The organism is Streptococcus sp. k-163 (genome assembly GCF_013277555.1).
In the GTDB taxonomy this organism is placed as follows: domain Bacteria; phylum Bacillota; class Bacilli; order Lactobacillales; family Streptococcaceae; genus Streptococcus.
Genome location: NZ_VMND01000014.1, coordinates 63805 through 81348, shown reverse-complemented (window position 1 = coordinate 81348; position 17544 = coordinate 63805). Strand labels below are relative to the sequence as shown.

Below are 17544 nucleotides of genomic sequence, written 5' to 3'. Positions count from 1 at the left end.
TAACCTATCATAATAGACACTAGAAAGAAGGGATGACAAGTATGAGGAAAAAAACAATTGGTGAGGTTTTACGATTAGCTAGAATCAATCAGGGATTGAGTTTAGATGAATTGCAGAAAAAGACAGAAATCCAGTTAGATATGTTGGAAGCAATGGAAGCAGACGATTTCGATCAACTTCCAAGTCCTTTTTACACGCGTTCTTTCTTGAAAAAATATGCCTGGGCTGTTGAATTAGATGACCAAATTGTTTTGGATGCTTATGATTCTGGGAGTATGATTACTTATGAGGAAGTAGACGTTGATGAAGATGAGTTGACAGGTCGTAGACGTTCAAATAAGAAAAAGAAGAAAAAAACATCATTTTTACCTTTATTTTATTTTATCCTTTTTGCTTTATCGATTTTAATTTTTGTGACCTATTATGTTTGGAACTATATTCAAACTCAACCAGAGGGGTCTGCTCTTTCTAATTACAGTGTGGTTCAATCAACAAGTTCAATAAGTTCAACTAGCTCTGTTCCTCAATCCTCAAGTAGTAGTTCATCTAGCAGTTCTTCTAGTGTAGAATCAGCTATAAGTGTATCAGGTGAAGGAAATCATGTAGAAATAGCTTATAAAACAAGTAAGGAAACTGCAAAATTGCAATTATCGGTTTCAGATGCTAGAAGTTGGGTTAGTATTTCAGAAAGTGAACTTGAGGGTGGAGTGACCTTATCACCGGATAATAAAAGTGTGGAAACAACCGTTTCAACTAAAAATTCTGTAACCATTACTTTAGGTGTTGTAAAAAGTGTTGCTTTGACAGTAGATAATCAGACTGTGAATTTATCTAAATTAACAGCTTATACTGGGACAATTACAATAACCTTTACTAAGAATTAAGGAAAAACAAATGAAAAAAGAACAAATTCCAAATCTCTTAACAATAGGTCGAATTTTCTTTATTCCCATCTTTATCTTTATTTTAACGGTAGGAAATTCGATAGAGAGTCATATGGTAGCGGCTATTATCTTTGCTATTGCCAGTATTACAGATTATTTAGATGGATATTTAGCTCGTAAATGGAATGTGGTCAGTAATTTCGGTAAATTTGCGGATCCTATGGCGGATAAACTACTAGTTATGTCGGCTTTTATTATGCTGATTGAGTTAGGTATGGCTCCAGCTTGGATTGTTGCAGTGATTATCTGTCGTGAGTTAGCTGTGACAGGTTTAAGGCTTTTATTGGTTGAAACTGGTGGAACGGTTTTAGCAGCAGCAATGCCTGGAAAAATTAAAACTTTCAGTCAGATGTTTGCCATTATTTTCTTGCTATTACATTGGACTTTGCTTGGCCAAGTTCTACTTTATGTAGCCTTATTTTTCACTATCTACTCTGGCTATGATTATTTCAAGGGTAGTGCCTATGTATTTAAAGGGACATTTGGTTCGAAATGAAATCAATAATTGATGTAAAAAATCTTTCTTTTCGTTATAAGGAAAGTCAAGAATACTATGATGTGAAGGGTATTACGTTTCACGTGAAACGTGGAGAATGGCTTTCGATTGTAGGGCATAATGGTAGTGGTAAATCAACGACGGTTCGATTAATTGACGGCTTACTGGAAGCGGAATCTGGAGAGATTGTAATTGATGACCAACGTTTGACTGAGGAAAATGTTTGGAATATACGTCGTCAAATCGGTATGGTTTTTCAAAATCCAGACAATCAATTTGTTGGAGCGACTGTTGAAGATGATGTTGCCTTTGGTTTGGAAAATCAGGGACTTTCTCGTCAAGAAATGAAAAAAAGAGTGGAAGAAGCTCTGGATTTGGTAGGCATGTTGGACTTTAAAAAGAGAGAGCCAGCGCGTCTATCAGGCGGCCAAAAGCAACGTGTGGCCATTGCAGGTGTTGTAGCCCTAAGACCAGCGATTCTAATCTTAGATGAGGCGACGAGTATGTTGGATCCCGAGGGGCGTAGAGAACTGATTGAGACAGTAAAAGGAATTCGAAAAGACTACGATATGACAGTCATTTCCATTACACATGATTTGGAAGAAGTTGCCATGAGTGACCGCGTATTGGTCATGAAAAAAGGGTCGATTGAATCAACCAACAGTCCAAGAGAACTTTTCTCTCGAAATGATTTAGATCAAATTGGATTAGACGATCCTTTTGCTAATCAATTAAGACATTCCTTGATCCAGAATGGCTATGATTTACCTGAAAATTATTTGACAGAAAGTGAGCTAGAGAATAAACTATGGGAATTGCTCTAGAAAATGTGAGTTTTACATATCAAGAAGGGACTCCCTTAGCTTCAACAGCTTTGTCAGATGTTTCTTTGACGATTGAAGATGGTTCTTATACGGCTTTAATTGGCCACACAGGTAGTGGCAAATCAACTATTTTACAACTTTTAAATGGTTTATTGGTGCCAAGTCAAGGGAGTGTGCGGGTTTTTGATACCTTAATCACCTCGACTTCTAAAAATAAAGATATTCGTCAAATTAGAAAACAGGTTGGCTTGGTATTTCAGTTTGCCGAAAATCAGATTTTTGAAGAAACGGTTTTGAAAGACGTTGCTTTTGGACCGCAAAATTTTGGAGTTTCTGAAGAAGATGCAGAGAAGATTGCGCGTGAGAAACTGGCTCTGGTTGGAATTAATGAATCACTTTTTAATCGTAGCCCATTTGAGCTATCAGGTGGACAAATGAGACGTGTTGCCATTGCAGGCATACTTGCCATGGAGCCAGCTATATTAGTCTTAGATGAACCCACAGCAGGCTTGGATCCTCTGGGGAGAAAAGAGTTGATGAATTTGTTCAAAAAACTCCACCAGTCAGGGATGACCATCGTTTTGGTAACGCATTTGATGGATGATGTGGCTGAATATGCGAATCAAGTCTATGTGATGGAAAAGGGACGTTTGGTTAAAGGGGGTAAACCGAGTGATGTCTTTCAAGATGTTGTCTTTATGGAAGAAGTGCAGTTGGGAGTACCTAAAATTACAGCCTTTTGTAAACGATTGGCTGATAGAGGCGTGTCATTTAAACGATTACCGATTAAGATAGAGGAGTTCAAGGAGTCGCTAAATGGATAGTATGATTTTGGGGCGTTATATCCCAGGGGATTCGATTGTTCACAGATTGGATCCACGTAGCAAATTACTGGCTATGATGCTACTGATTTTGATTGTGTTTTGGGCTAATAATCCCTTGACGAATCTAATTCTTTTTGTAGCGACAGGGATATTTATTGCCTTGTCAGGAGTATCTCTTTCATTTTTTATTCAGGGCTTGAAGTCTATGTTTTTCTTGATTGCCTTCACAACTATTTTTCAATTGTTCTTCATTTCTAATGGGAATATTTTATTTGAGTTTTCGTTTGTGAGAATCACGGATTATGCTTTGCAACAAGCTGGAATTATTTTTTGTCGCTTTGTATTGATTATTTTCTTTTCAACTTTGTTAACCCTAACGACTATGCCATTAAGTTTAGCATCAGCTGTCGAAGCTTTGTTAGCACCTTTAAAGCGTGTGAAAGTTCCAGTTCATGAAATTGGCTTAATGCTGTCCATGAGTTTGCGTTTTGTTCCGACATTAATGGATGATACGACGCGGATTATGAATGCACAGAAAGCGCGTGGAGTGGATTTTGGTGAAGGAAGCATTGTTCAAAAGGTGAAGGCTATGATTCCCATTTTGATTCCTCTTTTTGCAACAAGTTTAAAACGTGCGGATTCCTTGGCTATCGCTATGGAAGCGCGTGGTTATCAGGGTGGAAAAGGCAGAAGTCAATACCGACAATTGGAATGGACTCGAAAGGATACGCTGACTATTCTTGTTATTCTCGTACTTGGTTGTTGCTTATTTTTCTTAAAATCTTAGTAGCTTTCAGGAATTGATAAAAAATTACTGTAACAGTTTTTGATATAAAGGTAGGGATATGAACCGTTTTAAAAAATCAAAATATGTCATTATTATTTTTGTCACCGTTCTGCTTGTGTCAGCTCTCTTAGCGACGACTTATTCAAGTACAATTGTGACAAAATTAGGAGATGGAATCTCATTGGTTGATAGAGTTGTACAAAAACCTTTTCAGTGGTTTGATTCTGTCAAATCAGATTTGGCTCATTTGACACGAACATATAATGAAAATGAAAGTTTGAAGAAACAGATTTACCAATTAGAAGTGAAATCAAATGAGGCGGAAAGTTTAAAGACAGAAAATGAGCAATTGCGCCAATTACTTGATATGAAGTCCAAGTTGCAAGCCACAAAGACTTTAGCAGCAGATGTTATTATGCGTTCTCCAGTATCTTGGAAGCAGGAATTGACCCTGGATGCAGGCAAATCAAAAGGGGTTTCTGAAAATATGTTAGCCATTGCAAATGGTGGTTTGATTGGGAGTGTTTCAAAAGTGGAGGACAACTCTACTATGGTTAACCTTCTGACAAATACGGAAAATGCTGATAAGATTTCTGTTAAAATTCAACATGGTTCTACTACAATTTATGGGATTATTGTTGGCTATGACAAGGAAAATGAAGTTCTTAAAATTAGCCAATTAAATAGTAATAGCGATATTAGTGCAGGTGATAAGGTGACAACGGGTGGATTAGGAAACTTTAATGTTGCTGATATTCCTGTTGGTGAAGTGGTTGCTACAACGCATAGTACGGACTATTTGACACGAGAAGTAACTGTTAAATTGAGTGCAGATACTCATAATGTGTATGTGATAGAATTAGTGGGGAATTCATAATGAGACAGTTGAAGCGAGTTGGAGTGTTTTTATTGCTTCCTTTCTTTGTTCTAATTGATGCCCATATTAGCCAGCTTTTTGGCTCATTCTTTCCCCATGTACATTTGGCTAGTCATTTTCTTTTTCTATTTCTCTTATTTGAGACAATCGAAGTATCAGAGTATCTCTATCTAGTCTATTGTTTTATGGTGGGCTTGGTTTATGATATTTACTTTTTCCATATAATAGGGATTGCAACTCTCTTATTTATCTTATTGGGAGCCTTTCTTCATAAATTGAATAGTGTTATTTTGTTGAATCGTTGGACAAGAATCTTGGCTATGATTGTTATGAGTTTTCTATTTGATATGGGAGCTTATCTCCTTGCATTAGTTGTAGGTTTAACTGTAGATAGTTTGTCGATTTTTATCGTTTATAGCCTAGTACCATCAATGATTTTAAATCTTGTGTGGATGTTTATTTTTCAGTTTGTTTTTGAAAAATATTATCTATAAGAAAGAAACAAAAATGTAACAAAGGTGTAATATTCATTAGGCCTTTTTTTGGTATACTAGTATTGTCTTTAAAAGAAGGAGTATCTACGTAATATGAAGAAAAAAATCTTAGCGTCACTTTTATTAAGTACAGTAATGGTTTCTCAAGTAGCTGTTTTAACAACTGCGCATGCAGAAACGACTGATGACAAAATTGCTGCTCAAGATAATAAAATTAGTAACTTAACAGCACAACAACAAGAAGCTCAAAAACAAGTTGATCAAATTCAGGAGCAAGTATCAGCTATTCAAGCTGAGCAATCTAACTTGCAAGCTGAAAATGACAGATTACAAGCAGAATCTAAGAAACTTGAGGGTGAGATTACAGAACTTTCTAAAAACATTGTATCTCGTAATGATTCTTTGGAAAAACAAGCTCGTAGTGCTCAAACAAACGGAGCTGCAACTAGCTACATCAATACAATTGTGAACTCAAAATCAATTACAGAAGCCATTTCACGTGTTGCAGCAATGAATGAAATCGTATCTGCTAACAACAAAATGTTGGAACAACAAAAAGCAGATAAAAAAGCAATTTCTGAGAAGCAAGTGGCAAACAATGATGCAATTAATACAGTAATTGCAAATCAACAGAAATTGTCTGATGATGCACAAACTTTAACAACAAAACAAGCTGAGTTGAAAGCTGCAGAATTAAATCTTGCTGCTGAAAAAGCGACAGCAGAAGATGAAAAAGCAAGTTTGCTAGAGAAAAAAGCAGAAGCAGAAGCGGCAGCAAAGGCAGCAGCAGAGGCAGAAGCAGCTTATAAGGCAAAACAAGCAAGCCAACAACAAACAGTTGTTGCTTCTGGAAATACGACATTTGCAGCACAGGTTCAAGCTGTAGCTTCTTCGGAATCAACAACATATACTCCTGTAGCAGTTAAACAGCGCCCAACATATAGTACAAACGCTTCAAGTTATCCAATTGGGGAATGTACATGGGGAGTTAAAACATTAGCACCTTGGGCTGGAGACTATTGGGGTAATGGAGCACAGTGGGCTACAAGTGCAGCTGCTGCAGGATTCCGTACAGGTTCAACACCTCAAGTTGGTGCGATTGCATGTTGGAACGATGGTGGATATGGACACGTAGCGGTAGTCACTGCTGTAGAATCAACAACACGTATCCAAGTGTCAGAATCAAATTATGCTGGTAATCGCACGCTTGGAAATCACCGTGGATGGTTTAATCCAACAACTACATCATCAGGTTTTGTAACATATATTTATGCAGATTAATTAGAAAAGGAGACTTAATAGAGTCTCTTTTTTAGTGTCGATAGTCTCTATAAAAAAATCTTAAAAAACTTGAAAATATTGAAAAAGTATGGTAAAATGAAAATTGTCGTGTGAACGATAATACTCATTCTTGATGAATTGTGAAACAGTTGCCCTTGGGTCGTTTTGCGAGTTGAAGTCAAGAAGAGGAAAAAAACAAAAAGGAGAAATACTCATGGCAGTAATTTCAATGAAACAACTTCTTGAGGCTGGTGTGCACTTTGGTCACCAAACTCGTCGCTGGAACCCTAAGATGGCTAAGTACATCTTCACTGAGCGTAACGGAATCCACGTTATCGACTTGCAACAAACTGTAAAATACGCTGACCAAGCATACGACTTCATGCGTGATGCTGCAGCTAACGATGCAGTTGTATTGTTTGTTGGTACTAAGAAACAAGCAGCTGATGCAGTTGCTGAAGAAGCAGTACGTTCAGGTCAATACTTCATTAACCACCGTTGGTTGGGTGGAACTCTTACAAACTGGGGAACAATCCAAAAACGTATCGCTCGTTTGAAAGAAATCAAACGTATGGAAGAAGATGGAACTTTCGAAGTTCTTCCTAAGAAAGAAGTTGCACTTCTTAACAAACAACGTGCACGTCTTGAAAAATTCTTGGGTGGTATCGAAGATATGCCTCGTATCCCAGATGTAATGTACGTAGTTGACCCACATAAGGAGCAAATCGCTGTTAAAGAAGCTAAAAAATTGGGTATCCCAGTTGTAGCGATGGTTGACACAAACACTGATCCAGATGATATCGATGTAATCATCCCAGCTAACGATGACGCTATCCGCGCAGTTAAGTTGATTACAGCTAAATTGGCAGACGCTATCATTGAAGGTCGCCAAGGTGAAGATGCTGTTGCAGCAGTTGAAGCAGAATTTACAGCTTCAGAAGCTCAAGCAGACTCAATCGAAGAAATCGTTGAAGTTGTAGAAGGCGACAACGCTTAATTCATATAAATAGTAATTACCTAGGAGGGCGGGGCTTAGCCCAGCTCTCCTATTTTTAAAAAATATAGGAGAATCAAAATGGCAGAAATTACAGCTAAACTTGTAAAAGAGTTGCGTGAAAAATCTGGTGCTGGTGTTATGGACGCTAAAAAAGCATTGGTTGAAGTGGAAGGCGATATCGAAAAAGCGATTGAATTGCTTCGCGAAAAAGGTATGGCAAAAGCAGCTAAGAAAGCTGACCGTGTTGCTGCAGAAGGTTTGACTGGTGTTTATGTTGACGGTAATGTTGCCGCAGTTGTTGAAGTAAATGCTGAAACTGACTTCGTTGCGAAAAACGCTCAATTTGTTGAGTTGGTAAACGCAACAGCTAAAGCAATCGCTGAAGGAAAACCAGCTAACAACGAAGAAGCTCTTGCTTTGACAATGCCTTCAGGTGAAACTCTTGAAGCAGCTTATGTGTCTGCAACAGCAACTATCGGAGAAAAAATCTCATTCCGTCGCTTTGCTTTGATTGAAAAAACAGATGCACAACACTTCGGAGCATACCAACACAACGGTGGACGTATCGGTGTTATCTCTGTAATCGAAGGTGGAGACGAAGCACTTGCTAAACAAATTTCAATGCACATCGCTGCTATGAAACCAACAGTTCTTTCATACAAAGAATTGGATGAGCAATTTGTTAAAGATGAGTTGGCACAATTGAACCACGTTATCGACCAAGATAATGAAAGCCGTGCTATGGTTGGTAAACCAGCTCTTCCACACTTGGCATACGGATCTAAAGCTCAATTGACTGATGAAGTAATCGCTCAAGCTGAAGAAGCTATCAAAGCTGAATTGGCTGCAGAAGGTAAACCAGAAAAAATCTGGGATAAAATCATCCCAGGTAAAATGGATCGCTTCATGCTTGACAACACTAAAGTTGACCAAGCTTACACACTTCTTGCACAAGTTTACATCATGGATGACAGCAAGACAGTTGAAGCTTACCTAGAATCAGTTAACGCTTCAGTAGTTGAGTTCGCTCGCTTTGAAGTTGGTGAAGGTATCGAAAAAGCTGCAAACGACTTTGAAGCAGAAGTTGCAGCTACAATGGCAGCAGCCTTGAATAACTAATGATAGAAAGGAAGTAAATTGCTTCCTTTTTTTGTTGTATAGAGCTTAGATTTTCTCCTGAAATTGTTTTTTGCTAAGCCTCACTCGATTAGAAATAATTAAAACAAAAAGCCCTATAATAAGGGCTAAATGTATTTAGGAGACTATACTTCAAATTCATAGAGTGCTGTGGAGAGATAACGTTCACCGTTATCTGGTGCGAGAGCAAGGACTTTCTTACCTGTACCTAATTTTTTAGCAACTTCAATTGCTCCGTAGATAGCTGCAGCTGAAGAAATACCAACAAGGAATCCTTCTTTTCCGCCAATCTCACGGCCAAGTGCCAGAGCATCGTCTGACGTTACACGAACGATACCATCATAGGCATTTGTATCAAGTGTATCAGGAATAAATCCAGCTGAGATACCTTGAATTTTGTGAGGACCAGGTTTTTCACCAGATAGAATAGCAGATTCATCTGCTTCTACTGCATAAACTTGAATACCTGGATTTGCTGATTTGAGTGCATGAGAAACACCAGAAATCGTTCCACCGGTACCCACTCCAGCAACAAAGGCATCTAGTCCATCTTTACCGAAAGCAGCTAGTATCTCAGCTCCTGTTGTTCTTTCGTGTACTTCTGGATTTGCTGGATTGTTGAATTGAAGAGGAAGGAAACCATCACGTTCAGCAGCGATTTCTTGAGCCTTGGCAATAGCACCCTTCATTCCTTCGCTACCAGGCGTAAGGACGAGTTCAGCGCCATAGGCTTGGATAATCTTACGGCGTTCTACACTCATAGTTTCAGGCATAACGATGACAACTTTATACCCTTTAGCAGCACCTACCCATGACAGCCCAATACCAGTGTTTCCACTTGTTGCTTCAACAATAGTAGAACCAGGTTTCAGAATACCGTCTTGTTCAGCTTTTTCAATCATGCTAAGGGCAATGCGGTCTTTTACCGATGAACCAGGGTTAAATGCTTCAAGCTTTACATAGACGTCCGCAGCACCTTCTGGTACAATGTTGTTGAGTTTAACAATCGGTGTTTGTCCGATTAGTTCAGTAATGTTGTTATAAATAGACATATAAATACCTCTTTGTATAAGATATTTCTAGTATAACGCTATCTATACCATTTGTAAAATATAGAAATCCTATCGAAGCGATAGGATTTTTTTATATCATAGGTCTAAGCCATTAATTTTCAAGCGATTGTGACAAGCTAATTATAGTAAATAGGTGTAAAGGAAAATGCTATCCGTTTTCTTTTTGACTTGTTCATTTTCTAGCAGGTCTTGGCAACCCTATTTTTATTTTGTTAATTAAGTAGCGGTGAGAATATCAATGAAACACTACTTTTCCATTGTTTACACTAAGTTTACAGGAACTTCAACTTCGCGTAAACCTTGATCAGTTAAAGTAACTTTTCCATTAAAAAACTCTACCAGTGCAGCTTTAATGTTTTCTTTTTCTTCTTTATCAACATAAATCATCGTATCGACTTGATCTGTAAAATTTGTATCCAGCTCCATGAGAGTATGTTCTTTAAGGAAGTTATTATATTCTTGGTACTGAGTGTAAGACATTTGAATAGCAATGCCAACCTGTTCCTTTATTTCAATGATGCCAATTTCTTTGACAGCTAAGGCAACACTGCCTGCGTAAGCACGAATCAATCCTCCAGCACCTAGTTTAATACCACCGAAGTAGCGTGTCACTACCACACAGATATTGGTGAGATTGTGATTTTCTAGTACCCCAAGCATGGGAACGCCGGCAGTACCACTGGGCTCACCATCATCACTTGTACGTTTGATTTCACTACGTTCCCCAATAATGAAGGCAGAGCAGTTATGCGTAGCTTTGTAGTGTTCTTTTTTGATGGCAGTAATGAAGTCACGAGCCTCTTCTTCGCTATAAACACGCTTAGCATGACAGATAAAGCGAGATTTTTTGATTTCTTCTTGGACTTGTCCGTCCTCTTTAATTGTTCTAAATTCCATGATTTAATTGTACTAAAAAATCATCTAAAGCGCTAGTTTTTACGAATAAAGAAGTATGAAAGTAAATTCAAATTATCTCGGTCGTTTGTTTACTGAGAATGAATTGTCAGAAGAGGAACGTCAGTTGGCGGAGAAAATTCCAGCAATGAGAAAGGAGAGGGGGAAATTGTTCTGTCAACGTTGTGATAGTCCTATTCTAGAAGAATGGTATTTGCCCATCGGTGCTTACTATTGTCGGGAGTGCTTAATTATGAAGCGAGTCAGGAGTGATCAAACTTTATACTATTTTCCGCAGGAGGATTTTCCGAAGCAAGATGTTCTTAAATGGCGTGGTCAATTAACTCCTTTTCAAGAGAAGGTGTCAGAGGGACTAATTCAAGCAGTAGACAAGCAAGAACCAACCTTAGTTCATGCGGTAACAGGAGCTGGAAAGACAGAGATGATTTACCAAGTTGTTGCCAAAGTGATTGATGAAGGTGGTGCAGTTTGTTTGGCTAGTCCTCGCATAGATGTTTGTTTGGAGCTGTATAAGCGCTTGCAACAGGATTTTTCCTGTGAGATAGCTTTGCTACACGGAGAATCAGAACCATATTTTCGAACACCATTAGTTGTTGCGACGACCCATCAGTTACTGAAGTTTTATCAAGCTTTTGATTTGCTGATAGTGGATGAAGTAGATGCTTTTCCTTATGTTGACAATCCCACGCTTTACCATGCTGTCAAGAATAGTGTAAAGGAGAATGGATTGAGAATTTTTTTAACAGCGACTTCTACAGATGAATTAGATAGGAAGGTTCGCTCGGGAGAGTTAAAGAGACTGAGTTTGCCTAGAAGATTTCATGGAAATCCGTTGATTATTCCTAAACCTGTCTGGTTATCGGATTTTAATCGCTATTTAGATAAGAAGTGTTTGTCTCCAAAGTTAAAATCCTATATTGAGAAGCAGAGAAAAACAGGTTATCCGTTACTCCTTTTTGCATCAGAAATTAAGAAAGGGGAGCAGTTAAAAGAAATCTTACAGGAGCAATTTCCAAATGAGAAAATTGGCTTTGTATCGTCTGTCACAGAAGATCGGCTAGAGCAGGTACAAGCTTTTCGAGATGGAGAGCTGACAATACTTATCAGTACTACAATATTGGAGCGTGGAGTTACTTTTCCTTGTGTGGACGTTTTCGTAGTAGAGGCTAATCATCGTCTGTTTACCAAGTCTAGTTTGATTCAGATTGGTGGTCGAGTTGGACGAAGTATGGATCGACCGACAGGAGATTTGCTTTTCTTCCATGATGGGTTAAATGCTTCAATCAAGAAGGCAATTAAGGAAATTCAGCAGATGAATAAGGAGGCGGGGCTATGAAGTGCTTGTTATGTGGGCAGACTATGAAGGCTGTTTTAACTTTTAGTAGTATCTTGCTGTTGAGGAATGATGACTCCTATCTTTGTTCAGACTGTGATTCTACTTTTGAGAGAATTGGAGAAGAGTATTGTCCAAACTGTATGAAAATAGACTTGTCAACAAAGTGTCAAGATTGTCAATTTTGGTGTAAAGAAGGAGTTGAGGTCAGTCATAGAGCGATTTTTACTTACAATCAAGCTATGAAGGATTTTTTCAGTCGGTATAAGTTTGACGGAGACTTCCTTTTAAGAAAAGTTTTCGCTTCAGTTTTAAGTGCGGCGTTGAGAAAGTACAAAGAGTATCAATTTGTTGTCATTCCTCTAAGTCGTGATAGATATGCTGACAGAGGATTTAATCAGGTTGAGGGTTTGGTAGAGGCAGCAGGCTTTGCGTATCTAGATTTATTAGAAAAGAGAGAAGAGCGAGCTAGTTCTTCTAAAAGTCGTTCAGAGCGTTTGGGGACAGAACTTCCTTTCTTTATTAAAAGTGGAGTCACTATTCCTAAAAAAATCCTACTTATAGATGATATTTATACTACTGGAACAACTATAAATCGTGTGAAGAGACTACTGGAAGAAGCTGGTGCTGAGGACGTAAAAACATTTTCCCTTGTAAGATGAGGAAAAAAATTTGCAAAAATAAAATGAAAGCGTTATAATGAAATCAGAAAAACAAAAATGTTTAGAAAGAAGGTACTCATATGATTAAATATAGTATCCGTGGTGAAAACCTAGAAGTAACAGAAGCAATTCGTGATTATGTAGTTTCTAAACTCGAAAAGATCGAAAAGTATTTTCAAGCTGAACAAGAGTTGGATGCTCGAGTTAACTTGAAGGTGTATCGTGAAAAAACTGCTAAAGTGGAAGTAACGATTCCGCTTGGCTCTATTACTCTTCGTGCAGAAGATGTGTCTCAAGATATGTATGGTTCAATTGACCTTGTAACTGATAAAATTGAACGTCAGATTCGTAAAAATAAAACAAAAATCGAGCGTAAAAATAAAAATAAGGTGGCAACTAGTCAATTATTTACAGATGCTTTGGTGGAAGATTCAAATGTTGTCCAGTCTAGAGTTGTTCGTTCAAAACAAATTGATTTAAAACCAATGGATTTGGAAGAAGCTATTCTACAGATGGATTTGTTGGGACATGATTTCTTTATCTATGTAGATGTTGAAGATCAAACAACTAATGTGATTTATCGTCGTGAAGATGGCGAAATTGGTCTGTTAGAAGTTAAAGAATCTTAATTAGAATACGTGTAAAGGTAGGTTTACTGAATTGTAAACCTCCTTTTTCTTACAATTGATAGAATTACTGATTACACTTTTAAAAAGTCGCTTTTTGGTTGTTATTATGGTATAATGGGTGCCAAGAGGTTTGGAATGAAAAAATTTTATGTAAGTCCTATTTTCCCCTTAATATTAGGAATAGTGGCGTTCGGAGTGCTATCTGTGCAACTTGTTTTTGTAACGAATACACTGGTAACGCTATTTCTTTTGCTACTTATTTTGGGTTTATATATTTTATTATTCATTTATCAGAGAGACTATTACTCAAGGAGTGAAGTAGAACAAATCCAGTATGTAAACCATCAAGCTGAAGAAAGTTTGACAACCTTGTTAGAACAGATGCCTGTCGGAGTCATTAAATTAGACTTGTCTTCAGGTGACGTTGAATGGTTTAATCCTTATGCTGAATTGATTTTGACTAATGAAGTGGGCGAGATTGATGTGGCATTAATTCAAACAATTATTAAGGCTTCTGTGGGGAATCCAGGTTCTTATGCTACTTTGGGTGAGACCCGTTATTCGGTTCATATGGACAAGGTGTCTGGGGTTCTTTATTTCTTTGATGTGTCTGGAGAATACGAAGCGACTGTTGAGTTAGTAACGAGTCGACCTGTGATTGGGATTGTTTCTGTTGATAACTACGATGATTTAGAAGATAAAACATCAGAGTCTGATATCAGTCATATTAACAGTTTTGTAGCTAATTTTGTTTCAGAATTTGCTGGGAAACATGCCATGTTCTCCCGTCGAGTGAGTATGGACCGTTTTTATCTATTTACTGACTATACTGTACTTGAGGAATTGATGAATGATAAATTTTCTGTTATCGATACTTTCAGAGAAGAGGCGAAGCAGAGACAGTTGCCTTTGACCTTAAGTATGGGATTTTCTTATGGTGATGGAAATCATGATGAGATAGGGAAAGTTGCTTTGCTCAACTTGAACTTGGCTGAGGTACGTGGTGGCGACCAGGTGGTTGTCAAGGAAAACAACGAAACGAAAAATCCAGTTTATTTTGGTGGTGGGTCTGCTGCTTCAATCAAGCGTACCCGTACCCGTACGCGCGCTATGATGACAGCTATTTCAGATAAGATTCGGAGTGTGGATCAAGTTTTTGTAGTTGGTCACAAAAATCTAGATATGGATGCTTTGGGTTCTGCTGTAGGTATGCAGTTATTTGCTAGTAATGTGACTGAAAATAGTTATGCTCTTTATGACGAAGAACAAATGTCTCCGGATATTGAACGAGCTGTTACATTCTTAGAAAAAGAAGGAGTTACGAAGCTGTTGTCTGTTAAGGATGCAATGGGGATGGTGACCAATCGTTCTTTGTTGATTCTTGTAGACCATTCAAAGACATCTTTAACTTTATCAAAAGATTTTTATGATTTGTTTACCCAAACAATTGTTATTGACCATCATAGAAGGGATCAGGATTTCCCAGATAATGCAGTTATTACTTATATCGAAAGTGGTGCAAGTAGTGCCAGTGAGTTAGTAACGGAATTGCTACAGTTCCAAAATTCTAAGAAAAATCGTTTGAGTCGTATGCAAGCAAGCGTCTTGATGGCTGGTATGATGTTGGATACTAAAAATTTCACCTCACGAGTGACTAGTCGGACATTTGATGTTGCTAGCTATCTTAGAACGCGCGGAAGTGATAGTATTGCTATTCAGGAAATGGCTGCGACAGATTTTGAAGAATATCGTGAGATCAATGAACTTATTTTACAGGGGCGTAAATTAGGTTCAGATGTACTCATAGCAGAGGCTAAGGACTCGAAATGCTATGATACAGTTGTTATTAGTAAGGCAGCAGATGCCATGTTAGCCATGTCAGGTATTGAAGCGAGTTTTGTTCTTGCGAAGAATACACAAGGATTTATTTCTATTTCAGCTCGCAGTCGTAGTAAATTGAATGTACAACGGATTATGGAAGAGCTGGGAGGTGGAGGCCACTTTAATTTAGCAGCAGCTCAAATTAAGGATTTAACCTTGTCAGAAGCAGGTGAAAAATTGACAGAAATTGTATTAAATGAAATAAAGGAAAAGGAGAAAGAAGAATGAAAGTAATCTTTTTAGCAGATGTTAAAGGAAAAGGTAAAAAAGGAGAAATTAAGGAAGTACCAACAGGGTATGCACAAAACTTTCTTATCAAAAAGAACCTAGCAAAAGAAGCGACTGCTCAAGCTGTAGGTGAACTTCGTGGTAAACAAAAATCTGAAGAAAAAGCTCACGCTGAGATGATTGCAGAAGCAAAAGCAATTAAAGCCCAACTTGAAGCTGAAGAAACGGTTGTAGAGTTTGTTGAAAAAGTTGGTCCAGATGGCCGTACCTTTGGCTCTATTACCAATAAGAAAATTGCAGAAGAATTGCAAAAGCAATTTGGAATTAAGATTGATAAACGTCATATTCAAGTACAAGCTCCGATTCGAGCAGTCGGTTTGATTGATGTACCAGTGAAAATTTATCAAGATGTTACAAGTGTAATCAATCTTCGTGTGAAGGAAGGATAAGTTTACACCTTCTTGACAAGATTGTAAAAGGAAGGGAAGTTTGATGGCAGAAGTAGAAGAGTTACGAGTACAACCTCAAGATATCTTAGCTGAGCAATCCGTTTTGGGGGCTATCTTTATTGACGAGAGTAAGCTTGTTTTTGTGAGAGAATATATTGAGTCTCGGGACTTTTTTAAGTATGCCCATCGTTTGATTTTCCAAGCCATGGTCGATTTATCCGATCGTGGTGATGCTATAGATGCAACAACGGTTCGTACCATCCTTGATAATCAAGGTGATTTGCAGAATATTGGTGGCTTGTCTTACTTGGTTGAGATTGTCAATTCTGTGCCAACTTCTGCTAATGCGGAGTATTATGCTAAAATAGTTGCAGAAAAGGCTATGTTACGGCGATTAATCGCCAAGTTGACAGAGTCTGTCAATCAAGCTTACGAGGCTTCACAACCAGCTGATGAGATCATTGCTCAGGCAGAAAAAGGTCTAATTGATGTCAGTGAAAATGCAAATCGAAGCGGATTTAAGAATATTCGAGATGTGTTGAATGTCAACTTTGGAAATCTGGAAGCACGCTCTCAACAAACGACTGATATTACAGGGATTGCTACGGGCTACCGTGATTTGGATCATATGACGACGGGTCTTCATGAGGAGGAGTTGATTATCCTAGCAGCTCGACCAGCGGTTGGTAAGACAGCTTTTGCCTTGAATATTGCTCAGAACATTGGGACTAAGTTGGACAAAACGGTTGCTATCTTTTCACTCGAAATGGGTGCGGAAAGTCTAGTAGACCGTATGTTAGCTGCAGAGGGGTTGGTGGAATCCCATTCTATCCGTACGGGTCAATTGACTGATGAGGAGTGGCAAAAGTATACCATTGCTCAAGGGAATCTAGCTAATGCGAGTATCTATATCGATGATACGCCAGGGATTCGGATTACGGAAATTCGTTCTCGCTCACGTAAACTTGCTCAAGAAACGGGCAATCTTGGTTTGATTTTGATAGATTACTTGCAATTGATTACGGGTACAGGCCGAGAAAATCGTCAACAAGAAGTTTCAGAAATTTCACGTCAGCTGAAAATTCTAGCAAAAGAACTGAAAGTTCCAGTAATCGCTCTAAGTCAGCTTTCTCGTGGTGTAGAACAACGTCAGGATAAGAGACCAGTCTTGTCTGATATTCGTGAATCTGGATCTATTGAGCAGGACGCTGATATCGTAGCCTTTCTTTATCGCGACGACTACTATGAGCGTGGTGGTGAAGAAGAGGAAGGCATACCAAATAATAAGGTAGAAGTTATTATCGAGAAAAACCGTAGTGGAGCTCGTGGAACGGTGGAATTAATTTTCCAAAAAGAATACAATAAATTTTCAAGTATTTCAAAAAGGGAGGAAATAAGATGACAGATGCATTTACAGATGTAGCTAAGATGAAAAAAATTAAAGAGGAAATCAAGGCGCATGAGGGTCATGTAATTGAAATGACTTTGGAAAATGGGCGTAAGCGCCAAAAAAATAGATTGGGTAAGTTAATTGAAGTTTATCCATCCCTATTTATTGTGGAATTTGGGAATGTTGAAGGAGATAAACAAACTAATGTTTACGTTGAATCCTTTACTTACTCAGATATCCTTACGGAAAAAAATTTGATTCATTATTTGGACTAAAGTGAGAAATTTTCTCACTTTTTCTTTTTTCTCCGAATAGTTTAAGTG

The 17544-nt window shown here is 38.1% G+C and carries 19 protein-coding genes; 17 read left to right on the top strand and 2 right to left on the bottom strand.

Annotated features, from left to right (window positions below):
- Positions 1 to 41 precede the first annotated feature (41 nt).
- The 10 genes from rodZ (at position 42) to tsf (ending at position 8643) form a co-directional block, all read left to right on the top strand.
- The gene (gene rodZ, locus HT731_RS05855) at positions 42 to 884 is read left to right on the top strand and encodes a cytoskeleton protein RodZ (protein WP_173278070.1); all 843 of its coding nucleotides are present in this window, start codon (positions 42 to 44) and stop codon (positions 882 to 884) included.
- Between the two features lie 10 nt (positions 885 to 894).
- Positions 895 to 1440, top strand: coding sequence for a CDP-diacylglycerol--glycerol-3-phosphate 3-phosphatidyltransferase (pgsA, locus tag HT731_RS05850; protein WP_033680917.1), 546 nt, complete (start codon positions 895 to 897; stop codon positions 1438 to 1440).
- Complete coding sequence (locus tag HT731_RS05845) at positions 1437 to 2264, top strand: energy-coupling factor ABC transporter ATP-binding protein (RefSeq protein WP_033680916.1); 828 nt, start codon at positions 1437 to 1439, stop codon at positions 2262 to 2264. The genes pgsA and HT731_RS05845 overlap by 4 nt, the downstream gene beginning before the upstream one ends.
- Complete coding sequence (locus HT731_RS05840) at positions 2249 to 3088, top strand: energy-coupling factor transporter ATPase (protein ID WP_033680915.1); 840 nt, start codon at positions 2249 to 2251, stop codon at positions 3086 to 3088. Before HT731_RS05845 ends, HT731_RS05840 begins: the two co-directional genes overlap by 16 nt.
- A complete protein-coding gene (locus HT731_RS05835) occupies positions 3081 to 3875 on the top strand; it encodes an energy-coupling factor transporter transmembrane protein EcfT (RefSeq protein ID WP_061759640.1) in 795 nt (264 codons plus the stop codon). The genes HT731_RS05840 and HT731_RS05835 overlap by 8 nt, the downstream gene beginning before the upstream one ends.
- Before the next feature lie 58 nt (positions 3876 to 3933).
- Positions 3934 to 4752, top strand: a complete 819-nt coding sequence (gene mreC / locus HT731_RS05830; RefSeq protein WP_061759639.1) for a rod shape-determining protein MreC — start codon at positions 3934 to 3936, stop codon at positions 4750 to 4752.
- On the top strand, positions 4752 to 5246 hold the full coding sequence (mreD, locus tag HT731_RS05825) for a rod shape-determining protein MreD (RefSeq protein WP_061759638.1): 495 nt from the start codon (positions 4752 to 4754) through the stop codon (positions 5244 to 5246). The genes mreC and mreD overlap by 1 nt, the downstream gene beginning before the upstream one ends.
- 93 nt (positions 5247 to 5339) lie before the next feature.
- Positions 5340 to 6527: a CHAP domain-containing protein gene (locus tag HT731_RS05820; RefSeq protein ID WP_033680910.1), complete on the top strand. Its 1188-nt coding sequence runs from the start codon at positions 5340 to 5342 to the stop codon at positions 6525 to 6527.
- A 214-nt stretch (positions 6528 to 6741) separates the two neighbouring features.
- Positions 6742 to 7524: a 30S ribosomal protein S2 gene (gene rpsB / locus HT731_RS05815; RefSeq protein ID WP_033680908.1), complete on the top strand. Its 783-nt coding sequence runs from the start codon at positions 6742 to 6744 to the stop codon at positions 7522 to 7524.
- Positions 7525 to 7602: 78 nt separating this feature from the next.
- Positions 7603 to 8643: a translation elongation factor Ts gene (gene tsf, locus HT731_RS05810; RefSeq protein WP_000808093.1), complete on the top strand. Its 1041-nt coding sequence runs from the start codon at positions 7603 to 7605 to the stop codon at positions 8641 to 8643.
- Positions 8644 to 8786: 143 nt separating this feature from the next.
- Here the strand turns inward: tsf and cysK are convergent, their stop codons facing one another.
- Positions 8787 to 9713 carry a cysteine synthase A gene (gene cysK / locus HT731_RS05805; protein ID WP_033680906.1) on the bottom strand — a complete coding sequence of 309 codons (927 nt, stop codon included), beginning with the start codon at positions 9711 to 9713 and terminating at the stop codon, positions 8787 to 8789.
- Positions 9714 to 9995: 282 nt separating this feature from the next.
- On the bottom strand, positions 9996 to 10631 hold the full coding sequence (locus tag HT731_RS05800; RefSeq protein WP_033680905.1) for a YigZ family protein: 636 nt from the start codon (positions 10629 to 10631) through the stop codon (positions 9996 to 9998).
- 55 nt (positions 10632 to 10686) lie between these two features.
- Between HT731_RS05800 and HT731_RS05795 the strand changes: the two genes are divergently transcribed.
- From HT731_RS05795 to HT731_RS05765, 7 genes are all read left to right on the top strand, one after another.
- Positions 10687 to 11985, top strand: a complete 1299-nt coding sequence (locus tag HT731_RS05795; protein ID WP_000867849.1) for a DEAD/DEAH box helicase — start codon at positions 10687 to 10689, stop codon at positions 11983 to 11985.
- Positions 11982 to 12644 (top strand): ComF family protein, encoded by a 663-nt coding sequence (locus HT731_RS05790; RefSeq protein WP_033680904.1) that lies wholly within the window; start codon positions 11982 to 11984, stop codon positions 12642 to 12644. The genes HT731_RS05795 and HT731_RS05790 overlap by 4 nt, the downstream gene beginning before the upstream one ends.
- 80 nt (positions 12645 to 12724) lie before the next feature.
- Positions 12725 to 13273: a ribosome-associated translation inhibitor RaiA gene (gene raiA / locus HT731_RS05785; protein WP_000599101.1), complete on the top strand. Its 549-nt coding sequence runs from the start codon at positions 12725 to 12727 to the stop codon at positions 13271 to 13273.
- A 135-nt stretch (positions 13274 to 13408) separates the two neighbouring features.
- Positions 13409 to 15382, top strand: coding sequence for a DHH family phosphoesterase (locus tag HT731_RS05780; RefSeq protein ID WP_061759636.1), 1974 nt, complete (start codon positions 13409 to 13411; stop codon positions 15380 to 15382).
- A complete protein-coding gene (rplI, locus tag HT731_RS05775) occupies positions 15379 to 15831 on the top strand; it encodes a 50S ribosomal protein L9 (protein ID WP_000864215.1) in 453 nt (150 codons plus the stop codon). Before HT731_RS05780 ends, rplI begins: the two co-directional genes overlap by 4 nt.
- 43 nt (positions 15832 to 15874) lie before the next feature.
- Complete coding sequence (gene dnaB, locus HT731_RS05770; RefSeq protein WP_000852491.1) at positions 15875 to 17233, top strand: replicative DNA helicase; 1359 nt, start codon at positions 15875 to 15877, stop codon at positions 17231 to 17233.
- Complete coding sequence (locus HT731_RS05765; RefSeq protein WP_000128620.1) at positions 17230 to 17496, top strand: Veg family protein; 267 nt, start codon at positions 17230 to 17232, stop codon at positions 17494 to 17496. Before dnaB ends, HT731_RS05765 begins: the two co-directional genes overlap by 4 nt.
- Positions 17497 to 17544: the final 48 nt, after the last annotated feature.